Consider the following 20,051-nt stretch of genomic DNA (forward strand, 5'->3'; position numbering starts at 1 on the left):
ACGGCTCGTCGAGGAACAGCACCTCGGGGCGAAAGCCACACGCGACCGAGGTCGGCGGTCGGTGGCCCGCTCACCGGACTCCAGAGCGAATGCCTGGCGCCAGCTCGGCCCGCCCCCTACCGGCGGGTCACAGAAGTACGGTTCTGAGAACCGTACTTCTGTGACCGGCGAGTGGCGTTCCGCATACGAACGCGGGACGGGGGCGGCCTGGCGGCCGCCCCCGTCTTTGTGCGCGTTCTCCTACTTGACGGTGACCTTCTTCTGCGACGAGTACCCGGCGTTGATGCCGGCGGCGGCGTTACCCGCGACGTGTGCCCGCAGCGTCAGCTTGGTCTTCGACTTGAACTTGAAGGTGCCCTTCCAGCCGGTCGCGGTGGTCGTGCCCTTGCCGACGTTCACCCACTTGCCGCCGGTGTACCGCTGGACCGTGACGGCCTGGCCGGTGGCCCGCGGGTTACCCGCCACCGAGACGCTCAGCTGACCCTTCTTCGGCGAGGAGGCCGCGAAGGACGGCAGCTGCGTCACCTTGACGGTCCTGACCGCCGAGTTGATGTCCTGCGACTGGACCACGAACGCCCAACCGCTGGCGATCGACCGCGGCGCGAACTCGAAGTAGCCGTCGTCGTCCGCGTTGACGTCGGTGAGCTGCTCCATCTTCGTCGGGTCGGTGTTCGGCAGCGGGGAACCCCACAACTCGACGTTGGTGTTCGGCGCCGCCGTACCCATGAACTTCGCCGCACCGACACCGCGGGCCGGGCCGGTCACGCTCAGCGTCGGAGTGACCGGGCTGGCCACGTCCTCCGACTTGATGGTGACCTCGCCGGTGGCCTTGTCGACCGCCGCGCCCGCCGTGATCGGGGTACCGAGCTTGACGTAGAAGTTCTCCTCGTTCTCCTTCAACTTGTCGTTGAGGATCTCGACGTTCACCGTCGCGGAGAGGTCGCCCGGCTTGAGCTGAAGGATGCCCTTCGCGTACTCGTAGTCGTCGCCGGCCTTGGCGCTGCCGTCGACCGTGGTCCACGGGATCTGAACGGTCTGCGTGGTCTCCTTGGTGTTCTCGTCGAACTTGAAGTCCACGTGGACGTCGACGGACCCCTCGTCCTCCCCGATCGACTCGTCGCGGATCGAGCCCGCCGGCGGCACGTCCGCCGGATCATCCGTGATCCGGAACGCGCCCGCCGAGGTGACGAACCCGACCGGCGACGCGGTCGTCTCGGTCGCCGTCACGCTGAACGTCTCGGTCGCCTCGTCGATGTCGTCGGGCAGCAGGTAGATCTCACCGATATTGGCCGCCAGCGCACCGGTTTGACCGCGGGTGACGCTGATCGGCGTGGACAGCATCGCGGCCGGGGCCTCGAAGTCCTTGGCCACGGTGGCGGGCGAGTCGCCGCTTCCCGCAGCGGTGATACCGAGCGTGTAGGGCAGCTGAGACACGCCGTTGATGGTTCCGGTGACACGCACCGACGTGCCCTCGGTGCCGGCGATCTGGTTCAGCGTCATCGTCGGCTTGGCGTCGTCATTCGTGATGAACACACGCGCGGTGTGCACCGCATCCGCGGTCTCGGCGGCGGAGACGTCCGTGCTGGTCGTGGTGAGCACAACGCTGAAGGCTTCGTCCCTCTCGTAGACGGTGTCACCGTTGACGGGCACCTCGATGAAACCGGTCGTGCTGCCGGCCGGAATCGTCACCGAGCGAGTGAGCGGAAGGTCGAAGTCGTTGTCACCCGCCGTGGCGCCCGAGTTCACGCCGGTCTCGACCGCGCTGCTCGATGTGAAGGTGGCGTTGACCGTCGTCGCCGAGCTGGTCTTGCCGCTCAGCGTGATCGGGATCTTAGCCGTGGTCGTGCCGGTGTTGCCCTCCTGGACGGAGACGTCCGCCGTCGTCCAGGTCGGCAGGGCGTCGCCAGCCTCCTCGGTGATCTCGAAGGTCTTCTCTACGAGGTCGGCCGAGTGGACCGTGCCGTTGGAGCTGGACAGGGTGACCTTGAAGGTCTCGTAGTTGCCGCCGGCCTCCTTCAGCGTGTCGCCGATGATCGTCACCGGGATCTTCGCCGAGTAGGGAAGCGTGGCACTGGCAGGAACGGTGATGGTGCCGTCGACACCCCGGTAGTCGAGGTCCTTGGTGCCCGTGCCGTCCGAGAACTTGTAGTCCAGCTTGATCGGTGCCTCGCGCGTTGCCGCCGCCGTCTTGATCGTCAGAAGGATGTTCTTCTCGGTGGTACCGGTGTCACCTTCGGTGAAGTCGTCTTCACCGGTGGCTCCGGTCTTGTCCGTGTCGAAGTCGGCCGCATCCGCGTCGGCCGGGTCTGACGCATCAAGAATCGTGCCGGTAGCGGTCGTGGTCGTACCGAGTGCCGCAGCATCCGATGTGGCGGTGCTCAGGCTGGCGGCAAAGGTCTCGGTTCCCTCCAGAATGAGATCCGGCCCTGGGCTGTTCGTACCCGTTCTGACACTGACGTATTTCGTCTGAGTCAGCCCGGGAATCGTGACGGTCTGAGTGCCGCCCACGAAGTCGTTGGTCAGGGCATCGGTGCCTGAATCATAAGAACCGGCAGTGGCGCCTCGGGCGTTGTCCGTGTCTGCACCGCTGGAGGCGGTGAAGTTCACGTTCAGATTCCGCTCCGACAGAGACGAAAGCGTGACCGGGAAACTCGCCGCGACGCCTTCCGCGACCTTCGGCGCATCACCGATGGTCACCGTCGGGGCAGCGTCGTTGTCGGTGATCCCGACATCGATGCCGGCGGCCGCGGTGGTCACGTTAGCGACCGAATGCCCCGTGGAACTGATCGAGAAGTACTGGGTGTCGACCTCGTCCACATTGTCGTCGTTGATGGCGACCGTCGTCGTGGCGCTGAGCTGACCAGCCTTGATCGTGACGGTGCCGTCGGGCGGCGGGGCGGTGAAGTCCCGGGTGACACCACCTGTGGACACAGCGGTCGAGTTCGCGGGATATCCCGAACCCACCGGACCGCCTGTCGTGATCGGGAAGGTCACATCCTGCTGCAGGATGCCGCTCAGGTTGGCGACGACGGTGATGTCTCCTGCCGACTCGGCAACAACGGAGGGTGCCGAGAACGTCAGCGTCGCCGGGCTGGCGGGCACATCCGAGATCGAGCCTTCACCGGTCGAGACAGCGCCGCCGGGGTTGGTCGCCTTCAAGAGGAAGGTCTCGGGAACGTTCTCGGTGTTGCCGTCGGTGTCCAGGGCGACCGACACAGTGATCGTGTTCGCGCCACCCGCGGTCGTACCTGGGAAGGTGTATGTGGGGACGTCCGGCGCGGCGGTCCAGTCGTCACCACCGCCGGTGCCCGGGTTGGAACCGCCCGTATCCGTAGTGAAGGTGATCACGCCGGAGGACGAAGCGCCCGTGTAGGTGACGACGAATGCGGCATTCCCGCCTTCATAGCCGCCGGCAGGCGTGATCGTCAGGTTGGGAACGGGCGCTCCGAGCGCCGGTGAGGCGACGAACGTCGCTGGGACGAGGGCAGCAGCCGAAGCGGCGACAGTCGCCAGGACTTGCCGGATCCGCTTCCGTCCCCAGAGCGTGAACGGCACCCGCTCTCGCGGCGCCGCTTGGATGGGTCGATGACGCATTCTCTTCCTGTCTCCTTCGGCGGCTGGGCTACCTCCAGCGGGGAGGCCCCTGGCTTTGCGTCCCCGCCTCGCGACGGGTTTGCCTGTTCGGGTACCGCACCTAGGGCGGTTCGGGGTGCCGGCCATACCGGCCCTCAGCAGCGCAGACACGGGATGCGAAGATCCGCGTGAGGCGGTGCCAACTGCAATCTAACCGGCGTATCGCACCGTTAGCGGCGGAACGCATTTTTCGGTCGAAAGTCCTTCACATAGCCGGGTATCAGCCCTGACGCGAAGGCTCCGAAAGCATCCTGACCAGCGGCGAACTGTACCGGGACCGCCCGGCCGAGATCCCGGAAACGGAGGAAGGGCGGCCCGCCCGGACCACCCTTCGCGCCGAACGGCTTCATTTCACCCGGATCGTCCGGGCCGGCGACGTCCCGGCCAGGATGCCCAGCGACGGCGTCGCCGCGATGACCGCGCGATACACGGCGTTGGAGCCCGAACGCAGCGATCGTTCCGTGGTGACGAACTCGCCGTCCCCGTCGAGCCTGCCGGCGGCGACGGTGTCCCAGCCGCCCCGGTCCTGCCGCTGGACCGTCACGTTCTGGCCCTTCCGGTCCGGATCACCGGTGACCGTGATGCGGGCGGTACGGCGGCTCGGCGAGGTGACCGTGACCTTCGGTTCCTGCCGGACCTGGACGGTGCGGACCGCCGAGGTGAGCTTGTCGGCGCGTACCTGCAGCCGGTACCCCTGGGTGAAGTTCGGTTTGAAGGAGTACGCGCCCTCGCTGTCCGCCTGCACCGTGGACACCACCTTGAACGTGCCGCCACTGGTGCCGGGCGCGCTCAGCAGTTCGACGGTGGAGCCCGCCCCGGCCGTGCCGCTGATGGTCACCCGGCCGACGCCGGTGACGTTCGCCGGGGCCGACAGGGTGGGTGCCTTCGGCTTGTCGTCGTCCTCGACGGTCACCTCGCCGTTGGCCTTCTCCACCTTGACGTCGGCCGGGCTCGCCTCGCCCAGCCGTACGATGAATGCCTGGTCCTGCTCGAACTGGGTGTCCCCGCGCAGCGGAACCGCGACGGTGGCGGAGTTCTCCAACGGGTCGATGGTGATCGTGCCGGTGGCCGCGGTGTAGTCCTTGCCGGCCTTGGCGGTGCCGTCGACCGTCCTCCACGGGATGGTGATGGTCCGCTCGGTGGCCGTGGTGTCGCCGCTGAATTCGAGGGTGGCCGTCACGGTGGCCGTGTCGTCGCTCTCGTCGGCGGTCACGTCGGTGATCGACACGGTCGGCGGGGTGTCGGCCGGGTCGTCGGTGATCCGGAAGCCCGCGACCGAACCGCCGAACGCCACGGTGAAGCCCTCGGTGGCCTCGTCCACGGTGTCGCCGTTGACGCGGACGGTGCCGAGTTCGATCGTGCTGCCGCTCGCCGTTCCGGCCGGCAGCTCCGCGGTCAGGTCCGCCTCGTAGTCGGCGGCTTCGGCGGCGTCCTCGTCACCACCACCGGTGACGATCGGTTCGTCGAACGTCATCGGCCGCTGTGCGGTGCCGGTGACGACCGCCGACACCCGAACCGTGTCGCCCTCCACCACGGTGGCCGGGCTCAGGGTGAACGTGGGCTCCGGGTCGTCGTCGGCGATGACCAGCGTGGTGTCCCGCCCAGGACCGACCGCGTCCAGTTCGCCGGGCGCCAGCGCGACGGTGACCAGCGCCTTCTCCTCGCCCTCGTAGACGTTGTCGGACCGGATCGGCACGGTCACCGTGGTGCTTCTGGCGCCCTGCGGGATCCGTACCGTGGTGGTTGCGGGTTTGTCGAAGTCGTCCTCGCCCGTGCCTGATCCGCCTTCGGTGGCGGTGCCGTCCTGGACGGCGACGGTGAGGTCGATGTCGCGGGGCGCCGCGGCGCTCAGGTTGATCGCGATGGTCGCGCTGCCGGACTCCTCGCCCACGTGCAGGGTGTCCTCGGCGGTGAACGTCGGCCGGGACGCCTGGTCGTCGTCGATGATGTAGACGATGCCCAGGTCAGGGCTCACTTTCACGTCCGTCGGGCTGATCGGCGCGACCCGCACCAGGAAGCCTTCGGTGGGCTCGTACTCGGTGTCGTCGGTGACCGGCATCCGGATCGTGCCACCGGCGGCGCCGGCTGGGATCACCAGCGGATTGGTGGTGGCGGAGTAACCGAAATCGGAGGCGTTCGCGGTGCCGGCCTGCGTCTCGAAAGCGACGGCGATCGGCTGCTCGGTGGAGGTGGCGCTGTTTCCGCTCTGGAACTCCAGGGAGACGGGAAGGTCCACCCCACCGGCGTTCTCGGAGACCTGCACCGACCCGACCGCAACGGTGGGTGGCAGGTCCTGGGCGTCGTCGGTGATGCCGTACCGGGAGGTGACCGGGGCGGTTTCGGGGACGGTGAGGTTCTGGAGGATGGCCCGGATGGTCTCGATGGCCTCGTCGATGGCGTCGCTCTTCAGCGTGATGGTCTTGAGGGTGACCGGGGCGGTGCTGCCGCCGGGCAGGATGACCTCGCCACTGTTGTCGGTGAAGTCGGTGGACTCGGCGGGGTCGGCGCCGTTCGACGAGTCGCCGCTGAGGCTCAGCAGGTAGGTGATCGGGTCCTCGGCCACACCGGTGGGGGTCGCGATGACGTCGACGGTTGCGCCCTCGGGGCCGTTCGCGGTGTTCAGGGTGATGGTGGGCACCGGGTCGTCGTCGGTGATGACCAGGGTGCTCTCCTGGGCCACGCCGGTGGCCTGGGTCTCGCCCGGAGCCAGGCCGACCTTGATCGTGGCCGTCTGCTTCGTCTCGTGGACGGCGTCGTCGACGATCGGCACCTTGACGGTGGCCGACTGCTGACCCTGCGGGATGGTCAGAGTGCCCGGCGGGGCGGTGAAGTCGCCGCCGGCCCGGGCGGTGCCGTCGGTGGTGGTGATGACGAGGTCGACGTCCTCGGGTGCCGGGGCACTGAGGGTGACGGTCACGCCGGCGGGGGTGGCCTGGCCCTCGGTCGCCGTGGTGTCGGGCTGTACCTGGAAGGTGGGCGGGACGAAGGCGCCGGGGGCTTCGTTGATCGTGACGGTGGTGGTGAGGGAACCGGCACCGGGCACGGTGTTGGCCTCGTTCGCCTGGACCACCGTGAACGTCTCACCGGGGTCGATGACCGCGTCGGTGAGGGTGGTGACCGTGATGTCGTCGGTCGTCGTGCCGGGCGTGAAGGTCACACCGTTCGAGACTGCGGTGTAGTCGGAGCCGGCCGTCGCCGTGCCCGGGACGGTGCCGTAGTCGACCTTGACGGTCTTCTCGGTGGACGTGGCGGTGTTGCCGATGACCGCCCCGAAGTCCAGTTCGACGGGGATGGTCGCGGTCGCGCCCTCGACGACCGCGACATCGGCCGGTGAGGCGAGGACCGGCGGCAGATGGGTGTCCAGGTCGCGGATCTTTCCCCAGCCGTCGGCGGGCGCCAGTCCTTCGGCGGTCAGGGAGATCTTCACGGTCTCGTCGAACTCGTCGGCGGCGCCGACGAACAGTTCGACGGAGCCCAGATCGATCTGGGTCTCTCCCGGTGCGATGGTCCCCGACCTGGTCAGGCCGGTCATGCTGAGGTCGTCGGATTCGGCCGGGTCGCTGTTGCCGTCGGAAACCCCCGCGACGGTCGCGGTCCAGGGGATCGGCGCCTGCGCCGCACCGGTGACGTTCGCCCGCAGGAGTACGATCCCCGCGCTCTCGTCCCGGTCGAACGGAACCACCGTGACGGTCGGCGGAGCGTCGTCGTCGTCGATGGAGATCTGCGTGGTCACCTCGGATCCGACCACGGCGGTCTCGCCGGGGCGCGGCGCGACAGCGAGGGTGGCGGTCTCGGTGGCCTCGTGGACGTCGTCGCCGACCAGGGTGACCTCGATGATCGCGGAGCTTTGCCCCTGGTTGACGGTCACCGTGCCCGGGACGCTGAAGTCCGGCCGGCCCGGTCCGCTGCCCGACTGGACGGCCGTTCCGTCGATCGCCCGCACGTTCAGCGTCACCGGCTCGGCGACCGGCCCGCTCAGCTGGACGTAGTACACCCGTTTGCTGGTGGTGTCCTGTTCGCCGTCCTGGATGCCGTCGGGCGCCTCCAGGCCGGCGAGGGCCGGCGCCCCGTCGTCGTCGACGATGGTGAAGGTGTGCTCGTTCGAGCCCTCGACCGGGGCTCCGACCACGTTGAAGAGCCGGACCTTGAAGGTCTCGCCCGCGCCCTCGTCGGTGTGGTCGCCGTGGATCGGCACGGTGATGTTCCCGAACGTCTGTCCCGGCTCGAACACCATCGAGCGGCGGGAGACCGCGTCGAAGTCCGTTCCGGCGGTCGCGGTGTCGCCGACGACGTCGTATTCGAGCCGCACCTCGGTGTCGAGGCGGGCGTTGAGCCGCACGTCGATGTAGGCCTCGCGGGTGCCGTCGTCGCCCTCCATGATCGCTTCGTACCGGCTCACCGACAGGACCGGATCCACGATCCGCCCGGTGGCCGTCGTCGTGCCCGCGGCCGTTCCGCCGGTGTCGGTGATCCGCAGGACCACGGTCTCCTCGGCGTCCTCGGCCGCACCGTCGGCGATCGTCGCCACCTCGACGGTCTTGGCCGTCTCGCCCGGGGCGAACACGACCTCCTTCTCCGTGAAGGCCGTGTAGTCGGTGTCCGCCGTCGCCGTACCGGTCGAGGTGGCCACCTTGACCGTGATCGGCGCCTGGCCGGGCGCGGTCAGGGTGACCGGGAACCTCAGCTTGGCGCCTTCACCGACCGTGTCGGCGTCGCCGACGCTGACGTTCCGCTCGACGTCCTTGATCGTCACGATCGGCGCCGGCCCGTCGTAGGGCGACTCGCCCAGGTTGATCAGTTCGATCCTGAGTGTCTCGTCGGATTCCGGTACGCCGTCCGCCGTGGTCAGGACCTGGGCGTATCCGCCGGCGTCCCCGGGTTCGACGAACACCGACCCGGACGCGGCCTCGTAGTCGGTGCCCTCGGTCGCCGAGACCCCGACGGTCCGGAAGTCGGCCTCGATCTGCTTCTCCGTCCTGGTGGCGGTGTTGCCGTCGACCGCTGCGAAGTCGGTGCCGAAGAAGACCGTCGCCTCCTCGCCCTCGCCGACCGTGACGTCACCCTCCGGCACGATCAGCGGCGCCTTCTGCGTAGGCAGGTCCCGGATCCTGCCCTGGCCGGTGAAGGTGCCGAGGGCGCCGGCCTCCACGGTGGCGGTGACCGTGTCGTCGTACTCGTCGGCGCTGCCGGTCACCAGGTCGATGGCGCCCAGCGAGACCTCCGTCGCGCCGGGTGCGATGGTGCCGTCGAGTTTCAGCGCGCCCTTGGTGAAGTCGGGCTCCTGGGTCGAGTCGGTGGTGTCGTCCGAGTTGCTCTCGATCGTGGCCGTCCAGTCGTGGGATGCCTGGGCCGATCCGATGACCTGGAACTTCACGGCGACGCCCGTGGCGCCCTCGATCTCGTCGAACTCGGTGAAGTCGAGGGTGGGCGCGGTGTCGTCGTCGGTGATGTTCAGCGGCGCCTGCCCCGTCCCCCGTACGGTCGCGTCGTTCGGCTGGGGATTCACCACGATGACGGCGGACTCGTCCTCCTCATGGATGGTGTCGCCGTTGATCGTCACGTCGAAGGTCGCGGAACTCTCGTCCTGGTCGATCGTCACGGTGTCCGGGACCGTGTAGTCCTGCCCGCCCACCCCGTCGTCGATCTGCACGGCGGAATCGTCGTCCCCGCCGACGGCCAGGGTGATCGGGGCGGGAGCGGGCCGGTCCAGGGTGACCGTGTAAGTCACCGTGGTGGGGCCGGAGCCCTCGGCCAGCGGGTCCGGGCCGGTCACCGAGGTGATCGTGGGCACCTGCTCGTCGTCGACGATGCCGAAGGCGTGCTCGGTCAGCCCGGCCACGGTGGCCGGCGTCCCGGTGATGCCGGTCAACCGTACGGTGAAGGTCTCCTCGGCCTCGGGTACCTGGTCGCCGACGATCGTCACGGTGAACTGCGCCTCGGTCTGACCCGCCGTGATCAGCAGCGGTCCCGGGTCCACCGCGGTGAAGTCGGCGTCGGTGGCGGTGTTCGCGACGACGTCGTAGGTGATCTCCACGTCGTTCGTGAAGGCCACATTGGACGAGACGGTGAAGGTCTGCTCGCGGGTGCCGCTGTCCCCCTCCGTGATCGGCCCGTCCGGGGTCACGGTGAGCTCGGCGTCGACGATCTTGCCGGTGGCGGTGTCGGCTCCCAGCGTCAGACCCTCCGGAGCGATGATCTTTACGGTCACCGTCTCCGGATCCGCCTCGGGTAGATCATCCGGTTTCGTCGGGACCTCCACGAAAGCGGTCCGCGTGTTCGCGGGGATCTCGACCTCGGTGACGGCCGTGTAGTCGCTCCCCGATTCGGCGCTTCCGTCGCTGGTGATCACCCCCACCGTGACCGGGTTGCCGAGGGGATCGCTCAGGGTCACCGGGAACCTGAGAGGTTCGCCTTCGGCGACGGCCGGGGCGTCGGCGACGGCCACCGTCGGCGGCGCCTCGGTGATCGTCACCGTGGTCGACGACCGAGGGGCGAGGGTCGCGTTCACCGGCGGATCGGAGAGGCTGACGGTGAACCACTCGTCGACCTCGCGTGTGCCGTCCGCGGTCAGGGTCAGGGGCAGCTCGGTGAACGGCTCCTCATCCGACACCGTCACCGGCTCCTCGGCCACGGCCGTGTAGTCGTCGTCGGCGAGCGCCGTACCGTCCCCCGTGGAGTAGTTGACGCTGATGGGCTTCTCGCTGGAGGTGGCCTGGTTGCCGTCGGCCGGGTCGAACCAGACCCGGACCGGCAGGCTCGCCGCCTCCTCGTGCTCCATGAACTCGGCGTCGGCCACCATCTCGAGCTTGGGTTCGAGGTGGTCGAGTGAGTCGCGGATGACGCCGTGGCCACTGACCGGCCCCACGTCTTCGAGGTCGACGGTGAACTCGATCGCCTCGTCGAACTCGTCGGCGCTGCCGAGCAGGAGGTCCACTTTGCCGAGGACGATCTCGGTGTCGGCGGACTGCAATTCGCCGTCCAGATCCAGATCGAGCGCGTTGAAGTCGCCGCCCTCGGCGGCGTCGAGGTCGTCCGTCTCGGTGCCGAGAGCGGACGCCGTCCAGTTCAGGGGCCCCTGGAACTGGCCGCTGACGTTGAAGGTCACCGGGACATCGGGGCTGTCCTCGTACTGATCGAAGTTGTTGAAAGTGATGGTCGGCGCGGCGTCGTCGTTGGGGATGATCAGTGGGGCGGTCTTCGCCACCGGGTCGATGATCGTGCCGTCGGACGGGGGTGTCACGGCGATGGTGGCCGTCTCGTCCTTCTCGAAGACCCCGTCACCGTGGACGGTCACGTCGAAGGTCTGAACCGTCTCGCCTGCCTGGAAAACCACGTCGGAGGGCACCGAGTAGTCGTTGGAGCCCAGACGGTCGCCGGTCTGCTCCGCCTCGCCGCCGTCCCCGGAGACGGCCAGGGTGATGTCCTGGGTGCTGGCCTCGGTCAGTCTCACCTCGTAGGTGACCATGGTGGGGCCGTCACCCTCGGCCGCCAACGGCTCGGCGGTCACCGAGGCGATCGCCGGCAGGTTCTCGTCGTCGTCGATGGTGATCGTCCGCGGCCCCGGCCACACGACGTTGGGCTTGCCGAAGTTGACCAGGTCCAGGCTGAAGGTCTTGTCCGGCCCCCCGTGGCGCTGATCGCCGTGGATGGTGACGTCGAACTGCGCGCTGGTCTCGTCGGCCGGGATGTTCAGCGACGCGGTGGTGGCGTCGAAGTGGGTCCCGTCGACCGCGCTGTCGTTCTCCGCGGCCCAAGCCGTGTAGTCGAGATCCAGTCCGCCCGCGAATCCGACATTGAGTGAGACGTCGAAGGTCTGCTCATGATCGCCGTCGCCTTCCGGAATCGTCCCGGACGGGGTGATCGAGAGGACCGGGTCGAGGATCCTGCCGACGCCGGCCGTGCCCGGGGTGACTTCCTCGGTGTCGTCGACCTGGAGCGAGAACGTCTCCGCTTGGGCCTCCGAGGTGACGTCGGCGACCGTGGCCACCTCGACGTCGACGGTCGGCGAGACATCCGGATCGATGATCACCGGATCCACGGGCAGGCGGTCATCGGAGGCCGTCGAGATGTCGGTGATCGAGAACTGCACGGTGACCGGGCCGGTTCCGTCTACCAGCGTCACCGGGAAGACGAGTACGTCGCCCTCCGCGACCGTCTCCCGTACGGGCGCGCCGATGTTCACCACCGGGCCGGTCTCCTCCTGCCCCGGCGCCGCGTACGCCACCCCCGGCAGCAACCCGACGGCGGTGGCGGCCGCGACCGAGACGAAGGCGTGGAGTCTGCCCGGCGCCCACAAGCGGAACGGGATCTCTTCTGCTGCCCGATGGGCCGGACGTTCGCGCATGGTTTCGTCTCCTCCGGCGTTCGCCGAGGTGGGAGCAGGTCCGATGCGCTCCGGCCCGGCCTGGGGACGGGCGCACAGACCCGTAATCTAGCCGTCCGATTGATGGCTTATGAGACGAATTCAGCTTTACAGAAGGCCGTGCCGCATGGCGGTGGTCACGGCGGCCGTACGGTCCGCGACATCCAGCTTGTTGAAGATCCGCAGGAGGTGGGTCTTCACGGTGGCCTCACTGATGAACAACCGCTTGCCGATCTCGGCGTTGGTCAGCCCGGCCGCCACCAGCCGCAGCACCTCGGTCTCGCGGGCCGACAGCGCCGGCGGGGCCGGGCTGCGCACCTGCCGGACCAGGGTCGACGCGACGCTGGGCGCCAGCACCGTCTCGCCGCGGGCGGCGGCCCGGACCGCGTCGGCCAGCTCCTTCGGCGCGGCGTCCTTCAGCAGGTAGCCGGCCGCGCCCGCCTCGATCGCGCGGAGGATGTCCCGGTCCGACTCGTACGTGGTCAGCACCATCACCCGCACCCCGGTGGTGGTCGCGAGGATCTCACCGATGGCGTCGACCCCGTCCCCACCGGGCATCCGCAGATCCATCAGCACGATGTCGGGCCGCTCCGCCCGGGCCACGGCCACCCCCTCGACCCCCGACGAGGCCTCGCCGATGACGGTCAGGTCCGGTTCGGCGTCGAGCATGCCCCGGAGGCCCATCCGCACCACCGGATGGTCGTCGACGAGCACGATGCGGATCACGCGGGAATCTCCAGTTCGATGGTGGTGCCGGTGTCGGCGTCGCTGCGGATGGTCAGGGAGCCACCGACGTCGGCGGCCCGGGAACGCATCCCGGAAAGGCCGAAGTTCCCGGACACGGCGGGGTCGAAGCCGCACCCGTCGTCGCGGACCACCAGCCGCACCGAATCCGGCGAGTACGCCAGCAGCACGGCCACCTCCCGGGCCCCGGCATGCCGGCGGACATTGGTCAGGGACTCCTGGGCGGCGCGCAGCAGCACCACCTCGGCCCGGGTCGGCAGGTTCCGCTCCGAGCCGGTGATCCGGACCGTGGCGGGCACCCCCGCCTCTTCGGTGAACCGGTCCGCGCTGCGGCGTACCGCCTCGGGAAGTGAAGCGGAGGCCAGCGCCGACGGTGAGAGGGCCGCGACCATGGCCCGTGATTCCGCGAGATTCTCCCGGGCGGTACGCACGGCGAGCGCGAGCCGCTCGTCGCGCAGGTCCGGATCGACCGCCTGGAGCAGCGTGATGATGCTGGTGAAGCCCTGAGCGAGAGTGTCGTGGATCTCTCCGGCCAGGCGGGCCCGCTCGGCCGCCGCCCCCGCCTCGTGGGAGAGCCGGGCCACCTCGGCCCGGTTGGCCTCCAACTCGGCGATGAGCTGGGCCCGCTGCTCGCTCTGCTCGGCCATCCGGGTGATCCAGACGCCGATGCAGATGCCCCCGGCCGTGGAGATGGCCGCGATCACCAGGTCGATCAGGATTCCGCCGGGGTCGGCGCGCAGTTCCAGCAGGACCGGGATCACGTTGGCGGCCAGCACCAGGCCGACCGCCAGGCGCAGCGGCACCAGCATGAAGAACAACGGGATGATCAGGAACATCAGCCAGGTGGCGACCGGCACACCGGCCACCGCCAGGGTGAAGAGCAGGAGGTACGCGAGACTCACCAGCAACGACCGGCGGCCCTGCTCGTCGATCGCGATCAGCGGACGGGCCGCGGTCGGATAGAGCACCGCCATCGCGGCGACCGAGCCGACGGCGAGCACCCGGCCGGCCGTGGTGGATCCGTCGATCAGCAGGGCCGCGGCCACGATGGCGACCACGACCACCAGGAAGTAGAGCTCCCAGAGCCGGATGGAAGGGGAGGCGCTCACCTGTCTCGCGTGCTCCACCGGAACGTCATCAGGCACAACACCAATCCGATCACACACCAGACACCGAGCACCACGGCCACCATGCCGAGGTCCCAGGTCCCGTTGATCTCCTGGGCCTCGGCCTCCGGCGGCAGGAACACGTAGCGGAAACCCTGCGCCATCCAGCGGACCGGGAAGAGCGACGCCACCTTCTCCAGCCAGTCCGGCAGCTGGCTCATCGGGTGGATGAACACACCGGAGACGAACTGCAGCGCCACCACCGGCACGTTCAGGATCGCGCCGGCGTTGCGGGCGTTCTTGACCAGGCCGCTGACCGCGACGCCGACCAGCGAGCAGGAGATCACCGACAGCAGGAAGATCCAGGTGAAGGTCACCCAGTGGTCGGCCGGCGGCAGCGGCATGTCGAAGACCAGCACACCGACACCGATCAGCACCGCCGCCTCGGCCACGCTCAACAGCAGGACCAGAAGAGCCTTACCGACCAGGTACGCCCACGCCGGCATCGGGGTGCCGCGCAGCCGTTTGAGGGTGCCGTCCTCCCGGTCCAGCGCCAGCCCGGAGCCCATGGACACGAACGCGGTGTTGAGTACGCCGTACGCGATCATGCTGGCCGTGAAGATCCGGCTCGCTGCGACGCCGGCCTCGCTGGACTCGCTGCCGAAGATGGTGCCGAACAGCAGCAGGAGCAGCGCCGGGAAGAAGAAGGTGAACACCACCGCGGTCCGGTCCCGCAGGAACTGCAGGATCTCGACGTGGCCACGGCTCAGGGCGACGGCGATCATCGGGCGGCTCCGATCAGGCTCAGGTAGGTGTCCTCAAGGGTGGGCCGGGTGACGGTGAGCGTGCTCAGGTCGGCGCCGCTGGTCACCAGGTGACGGATCAGATCGGTCGGGTCGGCCGCCTGCTCGGTCCGGGCCGTGCCGTTCTCCAGCCAGCTGACCCGGGCCTGCGCGGCGACCCGACCGCCCAGGGTGGCGGGGGTGCCCTCGGCGACGATCCGCCCGTCGGACATCACGGCGAGCCGGTCGGCGAGCGCCTCCGCCTCGTCCAGGTAGTGGGTGGTGAGAACGATGGTGGTGCCGTCCCCGGCCAGAGTGCGGATCAGCTCCCAGAACCGGCGCCGCGCCTCCGGGTCGAAACCGGTGGTCGGCTCGTCGAGGAAGAGCAGCTCGGGACGGCCGACGATGCCGAGCGCCACGTCCACACGACGGCGCTGGCCGCCGGAGAGCGTACGGATCCTGCTGTTCCGTTTGGCCTCCAGCCCGACCAGCTCGATCACCTCGTCCGGCTTGCGCGGGCCCCGGTAGAAGCCGGCGACGTGCCGGACCATCTCGTGCACGGTGAGGTCGGCGGCGTCGTCGGCGTCCTGCAGGACGATCCCGATCCGGGACCGCCACGCCGACCCGGCCCGCCCCGGGTCCTCGCCGAGCACCCGCACGTCACCGGCGGTGCGGCGGCGGTGCCCTTCGAGGATCTCAACGGTGGTGGTCTTGCCGGCGCCGTTCGGCCCGAGCAGCGAGAAGATCTCGCCGCGGGCCACGACCAGGTCGATTCCGGCGACCGCGTCCCGATCGCCGTACGTCTTGCGGAGTCCGGTTACCTCGATGGCTTCCATGCGGTCGATCGTGCCGTCCGGGCCTCCCCTGACGGGACGACCGCGCGACGGTCAGCGGTTGTCCATCGATCGGTGGACAGCCAACCCCGCGTGTTGGTTTCGGGCGCGATCCGCACCCCAACCCCACACACAAAAACCCCCGCGTGCGGGTCTCGGGCACGACCCGCACCCCCGAACGGAGAACTCTGCGTGTCGGCTTCGGGCGTGGCCCCCGCCCGGACGGAAATCCCCGCGTGTGGGTTTCAGGCACGACCCGCACCCGAAACCCACACGCTGGTTTCACTCCCAGCGGAACTTGCGGGCCGCCACGGCCGGCCAGAACACCGCCCAGGCGATCAGGGCCAGCCAGATGCCGGCCGGCACCGAACCGCCGTGCGTGAGGGTCGCGCGCAGCGCCTCGGCGTGCGCGGCGAGCGGCAGCAGGAACCAGCCGGCGGCGCCCAGGCCGGGCGCGCCGAACATGATCCCGCCGACGGACAGCATCACCACGTAGATGAGGGTGGCCGCGCCGGTGGTGGTCTCCGGCTTGAGCACACTGGCCAGCAGCAGGGCCAGGCCGCTGTAGCCGGCGGCGGCCAGCACGGTCACCCCGATCGCGGGAAGCACGGCGCCGGCCTCCGGCCGCCAGCCGACCGCGACGCCGACCAGGGCGAGGACCAGGACCTGCACGACGATCTGGGCGAGCACCGCGGCGGTCTTGGCGAACAACAGGCCGGGCCGGGTGAGCGGTGAGGCGCCCAACCTTTTCAGTACGCCGTAACTGCGCTCGTAGCCGGTGGTGATGGCCTGCCCGGTGAACGCCGTGGACATGACGGTGAGGGCCAGGACGCCGGGGACGACGTAACCGAGACGGTCGCCGGTCGGCAGGTTGGTGACGTCGAACAGGCCGGCGCCGAGCAGGACCAGCAGCGGCACACCCATGGCGAGCACCACCGCCTCGCCACGGCGGGCGGTCAGCAGCAACTCCATCCGGATCTGGCTGCCGAGGATGGTCCGCATCGGGGCGCGCCCGGGTGCCGGGGCGAAGGTGCTCACTGCGTGGCTCCCACCGGGGTCTGCGTGGTCAGGGAGAGGTAGACGTCCTCGAGCGTGCGGCGGCGGGTGTTCACCGCGGTCACGTCAGCGCCGGCCGCCGCGAACCAGGCCAGCACCTCGGCCAGGCCGGCGGTGTCCAGGGCGCCGGAGATCGTGTACTGCCCGGGGGACGGCTCGGTCACGGTCCGCCGCCCGCGCAGGCCGGTCAGGTCGAGCCCCGGGTCGGCGCGCACCTCCAGGACGTCGACGGCGGCCGCCGAGGTGAGCTCGGCCGGGGTGCCGGTGGCCGCGACCCGCCCGGACCGCATGATCACCACGTCGTCGGCGAGGCGCTCCGCCTCGTCCAGCAGGTGGGTGGTGAGCAGCACCGAGACGCCGTCGGCGCGCAGTTCCTCGATCAGCTGCCAGGTGGTGTGCCGGGCCTCGGTGTCCATGCCGGCCGTCGGCTCGTCGAGGAAGACCAGTTCGGGACGGCCGACCAGGGCCACCGCGAGGCTGAGCCGCTGCTGCTCGCCGCCGGAGAGCCGGCGGAACCGGGTCCGCTCGAACCTCCGCAGCCCGAGCCGGTCCAGCAGCATGTCGGTGTCCAGCGGGTTGGCGGCGAACGAGGCGAACAGCCGCAGGATCTCGCCGGCGGTGGCCCACGGGTAGACGCCGCCGGACTGGAGCATGATGCCGAGCCGTGGCATCAGCGCGTCGTGGTCGCCGACCGGGTCCAGGCCGAGCACCCGCGTCCGGCCGCTGTCGGGCCGGCGGAAGCCCTCACAGGTCTGCAGCAGGCTGGTCTTGCCGGCGCCGTTGTGCCCGAGCAGGGCCAGCACCCGCCCGCGGGGCAGGCGCAGGGACACCCCGTCGACGGCCGTCGTGTCGCCGTAACGCACCACGACGTCTTGAACCTCGACCGCGGCCACGTCGCCACCAACCATGAGTCCCGTCCATCCGAGAAGTCATCCGCCCCCGCCACCATACGGTGACCGGTCGGGCGGTCAGGCCCGGCGGTGCGCCGGATGGCTTGTCCCACAATCCCCCGCCGGACCGGTGCGGACCTCCTACCGGGTCGGGTCCTATCTTCTCCAGGTATGAGCGTCGTGCAGATCTACACCGACGGGGCGTGTGTCCCCAATCCCGGACCCGGCGGCTGGGGAGCGGTGCTGCGGTGGGGCACGAGGGAGAAGGATCTGTGCGGCGGCGACCCCGGCTCGACCACCAACAACCGGATGGAGTTGATGGCGCCGATCCGCGCGCTGGAGGCTCTGAACCGTGCCCCGCTGACGGTGGAGATCTACACCGACAGTGTCTACGTGCGTAACGGCATCACCCAGTACATGCACAACTGGAAGCGGAACGGCTGGCTGACCGCGGCCCGGCAGCCGGTGAAGAACGTCGACCTGTGGAAGCGGCTCGACGAGGCGGTCCGGCGGCACGAGGTGACCTGGCACTGGGTGAAGGGGCACGCCGGCCATCCGGAGAACGAGCGTGCCGACCGTCTCGCCGCCCGTGGGCTGCAGGAGGCGCTGGAGGCGGCCGGAAAGCTCTGACCGGCCGGGTCAGTCGGCCGGGTCCGTCACTCCGCGGGGCCGGGGCACCGGGTTGCCGGTCACCTTGGCGCGGGCGACCCGGTCGGGCGGAAGTTCGTAGGTGGCGGCCCGGACGAGTTCCTCGGGCACGGTGTGCCGGCCCGCCCGCTGTTCCGGCACGTCCGGGACGAGCGGCACGACCCGCGGTGCGACCGGGCGCCGGCCGGCGGCCCGCGCGGCCATGCTGAACACGCTGCGGGTGGCCGTCTCGTACCCGTGCCGGTACGCGTCCCGCAGCTCCGGCCCGCTCTGCCGGCGCTGGTGGATCCGGCCCGCGGCGTATCCGGCACAGGCCATGACGGCCGCTGCCAGGCCGGTGAGGAGGAGGATGTCACCCGGTGCGCTCATTCCCCGATTGTGACGAATCGGATAGACCGTCAGCTATGGCCCGTTTGGCGTACCCCGTTGGAATGAGATATCACTTTGAGTGACGAAGTGGTGGCAGTTGATCTTATTTGCTCCCCGCCCACCTGGAGGCACGTGCCGTCAGACAACTAACCGTCAGTTACATTCAGCGCGAGAGCTGCGATCCTCGCGGCAGCGGCGCATGCCCGGCAAGCGGCATCCACCCTGCTCATGATCGAAATGGCCGCACTGTGTGATGAAGCGACGATAGGTCACGAGTTGACACCTTTACGCGCGGAGCGGCACGGTACTTCCGATTGTCCATGTGACATGGATGAGTCTGGATGATGGGGGAGGGCCATGCGTTCCACAGGACGCGCCCTGGCGGCCGTCGTCGGCGCCGCCGCACTGCTGCTGGCGTCCGCCTGCGGCTCCGGGGAGGACGACACCGCCACCACCACGGTGGAGGTCTTCACCTGGTGGGCCGACGGCGGGGAGAAGGCCGGCCTGGACGCGCTGGCCGACCTGTTCGCGAGCGCCTGCCCCGGGCAGCGTTTCGAGAGCGGCGTGGTGGCCGGCGGCGCCGGGGTGAACGCCAAGCAGGTGCTCAACGCCCGCCTCCAGCACAACGACGCCCCCGACACGTTCCAGGTGCACGCCGGCGCGGAACTGCTCGACCACATCGACGCCGGCCAGGTCCAGGACCTGAGCGCCGAGTACGGGACCTGGGGGCTGCGCGACGCGCTGCCGGCCGGCCTGGTCGCCGACCTGACCGTCGGCGACGGCATCTACTCGGTGCCGGCCGGCGTGCACCGGGCCAACGTCGTCTGGGCCAACGACCAGGTGCTCGCCGACGCCGGCATCCTGACCGTGCCGAAGACCATGGACGAGTTCATCGGCAACCTGGAGAGGCTGCGCCGCTCCGGCGTCGAGTCGCCGCTCGCGCTCGGCCGCGACTGGACACAGCTCATGCTGCTGGAGTCGGTGCTGATCAGCGACCTGGGCCCGAAGCGGTTCAGCGGGCTGTTCACCGGCACGACGAAGTGGGACGGCAAACCGGTCCGGCAGGCCATCGGGGACTTCGCCCGGATCCTCGAATTCAGCAACACCGACCGTGACTCGCTCGACTGGCCGGACGCCACCCGCCTGCTCATCGACGGCAAGGCCGCCTACCAGCTGATGGGCGACTGGGTGGCCGCCGAGATGGCGGCCGCCACCTTCAACGGGTACGACACCTTCACCTTCCCCGGCAACGGCAAGGCCTTCCAGTGGATGGCCGACTCGTTCGTGCTGACCACCGACGCGGCCAACCCCGAAGGCGCCCGCTGCTGGCTCCGGACGGTCGCGTCGCCACAGGGCCAGCAGGCGTTCAACAGGCGCAAGGGCTCCATCCCGGCCCGCACCGACGCACCGACCGACGGCCTCTCCGAATACCAGCTGGAAGCCGTCTCGATCTGGCAGTCCGGCACCCCGGTCCCGTCCTGCGCGCACGGTTCGGCCTGCTCGCAGCCCTGGCAGAACGCCGCCAACGCGGCGCTCGGCGCGTTCTCCACCTCGGGCGACGCCGCCGCGCTGCAGAGCGCGCTGACCGCGGCCGCCAAACAATTCATAAGGCAGCCGTAACAGGGCAC

13 protein-coding genes and 1 riboswitch are annotated in these 20,051 nt (G+C 69.6%); of the genes, 4 read left to right on the forward strand and 9 right to left on the reverse strand.

All coding sequences use genetic code 11. The features are described 5' to 3' along the window. Window positions 1-240: 240 nt before the first annotated feature. On the reverse strand, window positions 241-2,508 hold the full coding sequence (locus AB0I88_RS12015; RefSeq protein ID WP_361021651.1) for a Calx-beta domain-containing protein: 2,268 nt from the start codon (window positions 2,506-2,508) through the stop codon (window positions 241-243). Between the two features lie 67 nt (window positions 2,509-2,575). Between AB0I88_RS12015 and AB0I88_RS12020 the strand changes: the two genes are divergently transcribed. Together AB0I88_RS12020 and AB0I88_RS12025 are read left to right on the forward strand one after the other, a co-directional pair. Further along, the gene (locus AB0I88_RS12020; protein WP_361021654.1) at window positions 2,576-2,860 is read left to right on the forward strand and encodes a hypothetical protein; all 285 of its coding nucleotides are present in this window, start codon (window positions 2,576-2,578) and stop codon (window positions 2,858-2,860) included. A 6-nt stretch (window positions 2,861-2,866) separates the two neighbouring features. Next, on the forward strand, window positions 2,867-3,373 hold the full coding sequence (locus AB0I88_RS12025) for a hypothetical protein (RefSeq protein WP_361021657.1): 507 nt from the start codon (window positions 2,867-2,869) through the stop codon (window positions 3,371-3,373). A 236-nt stretch (window positions 3,374-3,609) separates the two neighbouring features. Further along, window positions 3,610-3,688: riboswitch (cyclic di-GMP riboswitch) on the reverse strand. Between the two features lie 291 nt (window positions 3,689-3,979). On the opposite strand, the gene AB0I88_RS12030 is transcribed toward AB0I88_RS12025, so the two are convergent. The 7 genes from AB0I88_RS12030 to AB0I88_RS12060 all read right to left on the reverse strand — a co-directional run bounded on the left by AB0I88_RS12030 (window position 3,980) and on the right by AB0I88_RS12060 (window position 17,424). Next, on the reverse strand, window positions 3,980-11,977 hold the full coding sequence (locus AB0I88_RS12030; protein ID WP_361021660.1) for a Calx-beta domain-containing protein: 7,998 nt from the start codon (window positions 11,975-11,977) through the stop codon (window positions 3,980-3,982). A 126-nt stretch (window positions 11,978-12,103) separates the two neighbouring features. Then, window positions 12,104-12,721, reverse strand: coding sequence for a response regulator transcription factor (locus tag AB0I88_RS12035; protein ID WP_361021663.1), 618 nt, complete (start codon window positions 12,719-12,721; stop codon window positions 12,104-12,106). Next, entirely contained in the window at window positions 12,718-13,884 is a 1,167-nt protein-coding gene (locus tag AB0I88_RS12040) for a sensor histidine kinase (protein WP_361021666.1), read from the reverse strand. Before AB0I88_RS12040 ends, AB0I88_RS12035 begins: the two co-directional genes overlap by 4 nt. Then, complete coding sequence (locus AB0I88_RS12045; RefSeq protein WP_361021669.1) at window positions 13,845-14,630, reverse strand: ABC transporter permease; 786 nt, start codon at window positions 14,628-14,630, stop codon at window positions 13,845-13,847. The genes AB0I88_RS12040 and AB0I88_RS12045 overlap by 40 nt, the downstream gene beginning before the upstream one ends. Next, window positions 14,627-15,463 carry an ABC transporter ATP-binding protein gene (locus AB0I88_RS12050; protein ID WP_361021671.1) on the reverse strand — a complete coding sequence of 279 codons (837 nt, stop codon included), beginning with the start codon at window positions 15,461-15,463 and terminating at the stop codon, window positions 14,627-14,629. The genes AB0I88_RS12045 and AB0I88_RS12050 overlap by 4 nt, the downstream gene beginning before the upstream one ends. Window positions 15,464-15,742: 279 nt before the next feature. Beyond that, window positions 15,743-16,498, reverse strand: coding sequence for an ABC transporter permease (locus AB0I88_RS12055; protein ID WP_361021674.1), 756 nt, complete (start codon window positions 16,496-16,498; stop codon window positions 15,743-15,745). Continuing rightward, window positions 16,495-17,424, reverse strand: coding sequence for an ABC transporter ATP-binding protein (locus tag AB0I88_RS12060; protein WP_361021677.1), 930 nt, complete (start codon window positions 17,422-17,424; stop codon window positions 16,495-16,497). Before AB0I88_RS12060 ends, AB0I88_RS12055 begins: the two co-directional genes overlap by 4 nt. A 153-nt stretch (window positions 17,425-17,577) precedes the next feature. Between AB0I88_RS12060 and rnhA the strand changes: the two genes are divergently transcribed. Next, entirely contained in the window at window positions 17,578-18,036 is a 459-nt protein-coding gene (gene rnhA, locus AB0I88_RS12065; protein WP_361021680.1) for a ribonuclease HI, read from the forward strand. A gap of 9 nt (window positions 18,037-18,045) precedes the next feature. On the opposite strand, the gene AB0I88_RS12070 is transcribed toward rnhA, so the two are convergent. Further along, the gene (locus AB0I88_RS12070; protein WP_361021683.1) at window positions 18,046-18,423 is read right to left on the reverse strand and encodes a hypothetical protein; all 378 of its coding nucleotides are present in this window, start codon (window positions 18,421-18,423) and stop codon (window positions 18,046-18,048) included. 357 nt (window positions 18,424-18,780) lie between these two features. Between AB0I88_RS12070 and AB0I88_RS12075 the strand changes: the two genes are divergently transcribed. Then, complete coding sequence (locus tag AB0I88_RS12075) at window positions 18,781-20,043, forward strand: extracellular solute-binding protein (RefSeq protein ID WP_361021686.1); 1,263 nt, start codon at window positions 18,781-18,783, stop codon at window positions 20,041-20,043. The last annotated feature ends 8 nt before the right edge of the window (window positions 20,044-20,051 follow it).

It is taken from the genome of Actinoplanes sp. NPDC049802 (assembly GCF_040656595.1).
GTDB lineage: Bacteria > Actinomycetota > Actinomycetes > Mycobacteriales > Micromonosporaceae > Actinoplanes.

Bases quoted from the DNA above. Each gene is read 5' to 3' on its own strand.
- AB0I88_RS12030 (WP_361021660.1), bottom strand. From the start codon at position 11,977: ATGCGCGAACGTCCGGCCCATCGGGCAGCAGAAGAGATCCCGTTCCGC.
- rnhA (WP_361021680.1), top strand. From the start codon at position 17,578: ATGAGCGTCGTGCAGATCTACACCGACGGGGCGTGTGTCCCCAATCCC.
- AB0I88_RS12060 (WP_361021677.1), bottom strand. From the start codon at position 17,424: ATGGTTGGTGGCGACGTGGCCGCGGTCGAGGTTCAAGACGTCGTGGTG.
- AB0I88_RS12070 (WP_361021683.1), bottom strand. From the start codon at position 18,423: ATGAGCGCACCGGGTGACATCCTCCTCCTCACCGGCCTGGCAGCGGCC.
- AB0I88_RS12050 (WP_361021671.1), bottom strand. From the start codon at position 15,463: ATGGAAGCCATCGAGGTAACCGGACTCCGCAAGACGTACGGCGATCGG.
- AB0I88_RS12075 (WP_361021686.1), top strand. From the start codon at position 18,781: ATGCGTTCCACAGGACGCGCCCTGGCGGCCGTCGTCGGCGCCGCCGCA.
- AB0I88_RS12045 (WP_361021669.1), bottom strand. From the start codon at position 14,630: ATGATCGCCGTCGCCCTGAGCCGTGGCCACGTCGAGATCCTGCAGTTC.